Genomic DNA, 7,238 nt, shown 5'->3' with positions numbered 1-7,238 from the left:
GTCCGGAGACCCCCGCACGACTTGCATGTATTAGGCATGCCGCCAGCGTTCATCCTGAGCCAGGATCAAACTCTCCGTTAAAGGTTTCACACCAAAGTGCGAAACTGAGGTTTGAGTCTATGCTCAATGAATTGACAGGTCACGTTGTCACTCTTTAGTTTTCAAGGAACGCTTCATTTTATTTTGCACCGCTATTGCGGCGACAAATATGATCTTACCACCTTTCTATACATAATGTCAACACTTTAATTTACTTTTTTATTAAAACCGTGTCTTTCACCTTGATTTATCCGTACTCAGCTAGCCTTCTAATGTCCTTCCTCGACTGATTCACCTCCCTTCGCATCCAAAAGCGGGTTGACTCGCCAACCCGCTTACGTTCTCCTCTTTTTGATTTCGTCGGCGCCCAATGATGACCAAGTGAACCTCTGCAACCAATAAGGTTATTATCCATCCAAAAACAACATTCACCGCTTCCTTGCCCACTTCAAGCATCCATCTTTTCCGTAAATGTGAATTTGGCCCATGGCTTCAAATAATCCAGCAAAAACACCTCTTCAGGGACGATCCGGCCTATCACATTGGTTTTGCCGGAATTATGCATGGGCTTCAAGGCAATTTGCAATTCGCCCTTATATTGTCCATACAGCTCATTGTCAATCAGGAGATCTCCCCGCTCAATCTCCACTGTGCGATGGGGAGGAAGGGGATATGCTTTGTATTTGATGCGGGAGGCTGTCGAACGAATCAAGTACTCTGACACATCCCCACGATAGATATGGCATCCTTCCAACACGATTTTCCTCTCCAGCGGACTGGCCTCATCCGCCAATTCCACTGTGAACGACAGCAAGTCTGGATTGATACGCCCCATCGCCCGCAATTCAGCTTCAGTTGCGTAAGCATCGCCGATAATCACATCATCAATCAACCCTGTCACAAACAAATGCTTGGCTTGCACATGAAGCGGCAAATCGCGATGCATTTCCAACGTACACAAACCTTCTGTCACCGGCCAAGGCCCAAACGACGCATTAGGGGAAGTGATAAACGCAGCAGTGCGTATCCCGCGTTCCTTAAACATACGGCTACACTGGACAAAATGCGCATAGGACAAGCCCGTGTAGCGATGCGGATAAAAATTGTGGCATCCCATTAATCGGCTGACATTGGGTTGGTGACTTAAAATGTTTTCCAAATACTTGGTGGCATTGCTCATGTTTAGTTCAATCTTCAACCCATGCGGATTATGCGTCATCACCGATTCTTCCAGCCCACCAAAACCGATGTCCAGGCGCACCCCGTCCACTCCGATCTCACGGAAAAAGGACAAATCTTCATACGAAGCCCCAAATGCCCGGAATACACGGGGGGCCACATCGACAATCACCTCCATGCCCAAGTCTTTGGCGCATGCAGTTAGTTCAGCGAACTGCTTTTTCACTTGTGTCGACCCAGCCTCCACCGATAGCAGGCAAGTGAACACCCGCCTGCAACCGTGTTGCGCGGCCATCCGCAAATATGCCTGATCCCGTTCCACGGTGGAATGTTCTGGGTAAATGGAAACTCCCCATCTTTTCACGCAGGAACCCTCCCTTATTTGGCCGCTTAGGGTGTTTTCAGCTTCTTCACCAGCCGAATCAAGCGTTCAATCAGCTTTTGTTCACTCATCGCCGTCATCAAATGATCTTGAGCATGGATCATCAGCAACGTTTTCTCCCCAGCCGTCCCGTTCAGTTCAGCTTGAATCAGCTTGGTTTGTGCTTTGTGTGCTTCGTTCAGCTCCTCCTCCGCCCGCTTGGCTAGCTCTTCTGCCTTGGCGAAATCAAACGCCTCTGCAGCATCCAACGCTTCATAAGCGATGGCACGTGCATTTCCCGCATGCAAGATGATTTCATACAACTCTTGCTCATGATTCATGCTCTCCACTCCTGTCTCTATTTGTATCGCCGGATCAGCTCCAACACTTTGGGGGCGCCAAGGGGAGTATAACCGAGTGGCGGAATCAATGCCACCGGTTTTCCCAATCGTTTACCGATCTCCTCAAATTGGGCCAAACGATGCTTTACTTGCGGTGCGACCAAGCCCAAGTCATGCCGAGCCAGTTCATCTTCAAATTCGTGCGTTCCGACGGCTTTGATTTCCAAAGGAAACCCTTCTTGGTCGGCCAATGCCTTGACCGCTTTGACCACAATCGCACTTGACATTCCACCCGAGCAAACCATCACCACGCGCATATCCATTCCCCCCTGATCTTTCTGCCTGGCCATGTAGTAACGTTCCTATACTGCCAACATTATTATAACAATATTCACACATGGACAATGCACCCATTTATGAGATATATTTCTGATAGGGAGATCATTATACAGAATGTTCAAAATATATTTGCGAGGAGGCTCCTATGCATTACTTTCTTCAATGGATTGAGACTCGGTTAATGCCGCCAATGGCCCGCATTTCCGAAATGCGTCATATCCGGGCGGTACGCGACGGAATCATCGCGACCCTGCCTTTAATCATCGTCGGTTGCTTTTTCATTATCATTGCCAATCCACCTGTCGAATCTTGGGCGAAAGCAGTGGAGCCGTATAAAGAACAAATTGTTGTACCCTTTCGACTTACATTGGGGCTAATGGCTCTTTACGCCTCTTTCGGAATGGGCCACAGCTTGGCCAGATCGTACCAATTGGACGGCGTTTCCGGTGGGTTGCTGACCATGGCAACGTTTATTATGGCGACCGTTCCCGTCAATCTCGACGACAAATTACCCGCCAACCAAACGCTTGGCTGGCTGTTGCCATTGCAACATATGGGCGGAGCCGGATTGTTCATGTCAATCATCGCCATGCTCATCGCAGTGGAAACCATGCGCATTCTCAAAAAAAGAAAATGGGTCATCCACATGCCCGAATCCGTGCCCCGTTCAGTTGCGCGGTCATTTGAAGCGCTGATTCCAGCCACGGTAATTGTTCTGTTCATGTGGACGATCAGGGTGTTACTGGCCATTGATCTACACGCTTTATTACAAAGCCTCTTTCAACCGTTGGCAATATTCGCCGGAAACACGTTTTTGGGCGCGATGGTTCCGGTCCTCTTCATCATGTTGCTCTGGGCGGCTGGCATACATGGTGATGCCGTAGTCGGGTCCATTTTCCATCCGATTTGGTTCGCTTTGCTTGACCAAAATGCCGCCGCGGCAGTAGCTGGCAAAGAATTGCCCAACCTGATTGTGGAACCATTTTTCCAATGGTTTGTTTTGATCGGTGGTTCCGGCGCCACTCTGTCCTTATGTGTGCTCATGCTTTTTTCTAAATCTTCCTATCTCAAGCAAGTGGGCCGTTTTTCCATCGTGCCGGGCATCTTTAACATCAACGAACCCATCATTTTCGGCGTACCCATGGTAATGAATCCAATGATGTTCATCCCGTTCATTCTCGCTCCTTTGGCTTGCACTGCAGTGACTTATGCCGCATTCTCTATCGGCTTGATCGATAAAATCTCCCTATTGGTACCATGGACGCTTCCCGGCCCAATCGGTGCATACTTAGCTACAGGCGGGAGTTGGCAAGCCGTATGCCTCCACTTGTTCAACTTGATATTGACAGGAGTCATTTATTGGCCGTTTTTTAAAGCCTATGAGCGTAAACTCCTCGCCGAGGAACAGGCTCAATCCGCCTGAAAAAAAGAAAAAAACCCCGGGCCGCTTAACCAGCCCAGGGCTTTTGTTTATTTTTTAGTCCAAGCAGCCACTTTCTCAGGATGCGCTTTGATCCATGCGTCTGCAGCTTCATCCGGTGTCTTTCCTTTACGGATGTCGAGCATAACCGATTCCATGTCCTCTTTGGTCCATGCAAACTGATCCAAAATACGGTACACTTCTGGCATGTCTTCTTTCAAACCTTTGCGGGCGATGGTGTGGATCTGCTCTTCCTCACCATAAATTCCCTTGGGATCTTTGAGGATCTTCAGATCATATTTGGCAAAGATCCAGTGCGGTTGCCAACCGACGACAACAATCGGTTTTTTCTGTTCGATCGCTTTGGCGAGCGAAGCCGTCATCGTCGCATCTGATCCGCTGACCAAGCTATAGTCCAGTCCATACAGCTTGAGCGCTTTTTCCGTGTTTTGCATGATGCCAGCGCCAGGATCGATTCCAATGATTTTGCCGCCAAATAAGTCTTTGTTTGCATTTAATTCTTCTATGGAGTCAACCGGCACATACTTAGGCACCACCAGACCCAACCGCGCTCCTTTTAAGCTGACACCAAGATCATCATATTGCCCTTTGTACTTTTGCACAAACACTTTTCCCGTCACGGGCAACCATGCCCCCAAATGCGCATCGACATCGCCTGCCACGACTCCTGACCACATCGGGCCTGCTTCTGTTTCCTTCATGTCAACTTCATACCCTTGGTTTTCCAGCACGCGTTTAATCACATGGGTGCTCGCAATCTCCGTATCCCAACTCACATAAGCAAGCGTCACTTTTTCTTTGGCACCGCCAGGTTTGGCATATGAGGCCACTCCCAAGCCCAACAGAGCCAAAATCGCTACAATCGACACCCATTTACGGACTCCCGCCCACGGAGTCGCCCCTTTCGCTTGCTGACGTGGTTCACCCAAATTCTGCGTCATTCGGTCTAGGATGATGGCGATAATCACAATCGCCAAGCCGGCTTCAAACCCTTTTCCAACTTGCAATCGCGAAATCGACTGCAACACGATCTCACCTAGTCCACCCGCACCGATCATGGAACTGATCACAACCATCGACAATGATAGCATGATCGTCTGGTTGATCCCTGCCAAAATCGTCGATTTGGCCAGCGGCAACTCCACTTTTACTAGCCGTTGCCACGGAGTGGAACCAAACGCGTCGGCCGCTTCTTTCAACTCGCTGGATACTTGCCGCAAGCCCAACCCTGTCATTCGAATCGTGGGCGGCATTGCAAAGATGACAGACGCGATCACAGCCGGAACCGCCCCCAGGGCAAAAAAGAACACCGCAGGGATCAAATAGATAAACGCAGGCATCGTTTGCATAAAATCCAATAGTGGCGAGATCACTTTTTTAGCTTGATCGCTACGTCCTACCCACAACCCGAGGGGAATACCAATCACAATCGATAACAGCGTCGAAGTCAATACCAACGCAATGGTTTGTACACTGGCTTCCCACAAACCGAGATACAGGATGAATGACATACCCAACAAAGCAAACAACGCTATGCGCCAGCGACTCAACAGCCATACGATCAGGGATAATAGGAGAATGGTCGGCAAAGGGGGTAACGCCGTCAATATGCGCTCGAAAAAATCAGTCGTCGGCTCGATCGCCCCTTGGATAACCGCGAAAAAAGGCGCGAAATGAACCTGCATCCATTTAATGAGCGCATCCACCCACTCAGCTAACTGAATTTTGGGTATGCCATTCATGCCGTATCACCTCCTTGTCCAGCCAATGCCGACAGCAACGCGCCACGGCCAACAATGCCTTGTAAGCGCTCCTTGTCATCTACCACCACGGCTGGATAAGAAAAATCCATTTGCACCATGGAAGCCAACACTTCTTGCAATGGGGTGTCTTTTTGCACTTTCACAATATCTTCTATCATAACCTCTTCGATTTTCATATTTTGCGCTACCGCTTGTTTCACCTTGTCTGCAGTCAATAAGCCTTTTACTTCTCGGTTGCGATCAATCACAAGCAATGTCGGAATGCGTTTATCCCGAATCCGGGTCAATGCTACCCTTGGCCCATCTTTACCCAGCACCACGACTTCAGGTTTTTGCATGATGCTTTCTGCCATCAGGACTTTGCCGAGATTTACATCCTCAACAAACCGCTCCACATACTCATCTGCCGGATTCGTCAAAATTTCCTCTGGTGTGCCGATCTGGACAACCTCACCATCGCGCATCAACACGATGCGGTCACCGATTCGCAGTGCTTCGTCCAGGTCATGGGTGATAAAAATAATGGTCTTATTCATATTGCGTTGCAGCTCCAACAACTCATCCTGCATATCCTTGCGAATGAGTGGATCCAGTGCACTAAACGCTTCATCCATCAACAGAATATCCGGATTATTCGCCAGGGCACGCGCAAGACCGACCCGTTGTTGCATCCCCCCGCTCAGCTGGTCCGGCAAACTGTCAGCATAATTCTCCAAGCCGACCAACTTCAAACTTTCCCAAGCCTTTTCCCTGCGGGTTTTTCCATCCATTCCCTGAATCTCCAACCCAAATTCCACATTCTCAATCACAGTGCGATGTGGAAATAGGGCGAACTTCTGAAACACCATCCCGATGCGTTTACGACGGATTTCGCGCAATTTATCGGCTGGCATTTCAACCAAATCTTCGCCATCCAACAAGACTTGACCCGCTGTCGGTTCGATTAAACGATTGAGCATACGCAAGAGCGTCGACTTTCCACTACCTGACAAGCCCATGATGACAAAAATTTCTCCACTGTTGATCGCAAAACTGGCGCGGTTCACGCCGACGGTTGCACCAGTCTCTTTGAGAATCTCATGCTTGTCCTTTCCTTGAAATAACATTTTGAGTGCCTTTTTGCTGGCTCTACCGTAAATCTTCGTTAAATTTTTCACTTCGATTTGTTTCAGCAATCTTTTCACCCCTCCAATCTTAGCGTAGTTTATTCCCTTCTTAAATACATCGGAAAACATGATTTTCTTTTCTGAATCTGAAGTCATCCGATTGATATTCAATACTCCTTTATAAAAATAAAACAAGCTCGCTATCACTATCTTGTTGTAAATGAAATCTTTTCATACCACTTGGATAAACCAATGTGACTAACCCGCTTTGACACAAGAGCACGTAAAAGCTCCTTCGTCTTTCCGTTCACGCACACTACAAAGACACTTCTTCCGCCGCGTACCATGCCCGCCAATGCAAATAAATACGCACAGATGATTCTATGATCAGCTCCAATGATCCACGGTTCAAGAAAGGATTTCCAATCCAAAGACAGAGTTAGAACAGTACACAAAAAAGCCGCAATCGGTTAACCGATTGCGGCTTTTCATCATTATTCCCTGAAAACTAAAGAGTGAGTGTCACGTGACCTGCGTTAAAGGGCTTAGTGCATTTCGCACTTAGTCCTTCACATCCCGCGAGCTTTGCTCGTCGGGGATTCCGTTTGTTTGCTCTAGAAAGAGCTCCTTAGAAAGGAGGTGATCCATCCCCACCTTCCGGTAGGGATA

Annotated in this window: 6 protein-coding genes and 1 rRNA gene; 1 reads left to right on the top strand and 6 read right to left on the bottom strand. The window is 48.5% G+C overall.

The genetic code is table 11. The features are described 5' to 3' along the window. From EDC32_RS16010 to EDC32_RS15995, 4 genes are all read right to left on the bottom strand, one after another. Positions 1 to 81, bottom strand: a 16S ribosomal RNA gene (locus EDC32_RS16010); the annotation flags it as partial. A 406-nt stretch (positions 82 to 487) separates the two neighbouring features. Then, entirely contained in the window at positions 488 to 1,582 is a 1,095-nt protein-coding gene (locus tag EDC32_RS16005; protein WP_132223946.1) for a DUF871 domain-containing protein, read from the bottom strand. A 26-nt stretch (positions 1,583 to 1,608) separates the two neighbouring features. Beyond that, positions 1,609 to 1,920: a PTS lactose/cellobiose transporter subunit IIA gene (locus tag EDC32_RS16000; RefSeq protein ID WP_022738922.1), complete on the bottom strand. Its 312-nt coding sequence runs from the start codon at positions 1,918 to 1,920 to the stop codon at positions 1,609 to 1,611. Between the two features lie 17 nt (positions 1,921 to 1,937). Beyond that, positions 1,938 to 2,237 (bottom strand): PTS sugar transporter subunit IIB, encoded by a 300-nt coding sequence (locus EDC32_RS15995; RefSeq protein ID WP_132223943.1) that lies wholly within the window; start codon positions 2,235 to 2,237, stop codon positions 1,938 to 1,940. A gap of 167 nt (positions 2,238 to 2,404) precedes the next feature. On the opposite strand from EDC32_RS15995, the gene EDC32_RS15990 reads away from it, so the two are divergent. After that, on the top strand, positions 2,405 to 3,682 hold the full coding sequence (locus EDC32_RS15990) for a PTS sugar transporter subunit IIC (protein ID WP_132223940.1): 1,278 nt from the start codon (positions 2,405 to 2,407) through the stop codon (positions 3,680 to 3,682). Between the two features lie 47 nt (positions 3,683 to 3,729). On the opposite strand, the gene EDC32_RS15985 is transcribed toward EDC32_RS15990, so the two are convergent. Both EDC32_RS15985 and proV read right to left on the bottom strand, forming a co-directional pair. After that, complete coding sequence (locus EDC32_RS15985) at positions 3,730 to 5,442, bottom strand: ABC transporter permease/substrate binding protein (protein WP_132223937.1); 1,713 nt, start codon at positions 5,440 to 5,442, stop codon at positions 3,730 to 3,732. Then, positions 5,439 to 6,635 (bottom strand): glycine betaine/L-proline ABC transporter ATP-binding protein ProV, encoded by a 1,197-nt coding sequence (gene proV / locus EDC32_RS15980; protein WP_132223949.1) that lies wholly within the window; start codon positions 6,633 to 6,635, stop codon positions 5,439 to 5,441. Before proV ends, EDC32_RS15985 begins: the two co-directional genes overlap by 4 nt. Between the last annotated feature and the right edge of the window lie 603 nt (positions 6,636 to 7,238).

Origin of the sequence: Laceyella sacchari (assembly GCF_004343255.1) — a bacterium.
Classification (GTDB): domain Bacteria; phylum Bacillota; class Bacilli; order Thermoactinomycetales; family Thermoactinomycetaceae; genus Laceyella; species Laceyella sacchari.
The sequence above is the reverse complement of the archived record's forward strand: the minus strand, read 5'-3'. Positions and strand labels throughout refer to the sequence as shown.

Excerpts from the sequence above, each read along its gene's own strand:
- EDC32_RS16000 (WP_022738922.1), bottom strand. The coding sequence starts at position 1,920 with ATGAATCATGAGCAAGAGTTGTATGAAATCATCTTGCATGCGGGAAAT.
- EDC32_RS15995 (WP_132223943.1), bottom strand. The coding sequence starts at position 2,237 with ATGCGCGTGGTGATGGTTTGCTCGGGTGGAATGTCAAGTGCGATTGTG.
- EDC32_RS15990 (WP_132223940.1), top strand. The coding sequence starts at position 2,405 with ATGCATTACTTTCTTCAATGGATTGAGACTCGGTTAATGCCGCCAATG.
- EDC32_RS15985 (WP_132223937.1), bottom strand. The coding sequence starts at position 5,442 with ATGAATGGCATACCCAAAATTCAGTTAGCTGAGTGGGTGGATGCGCTC.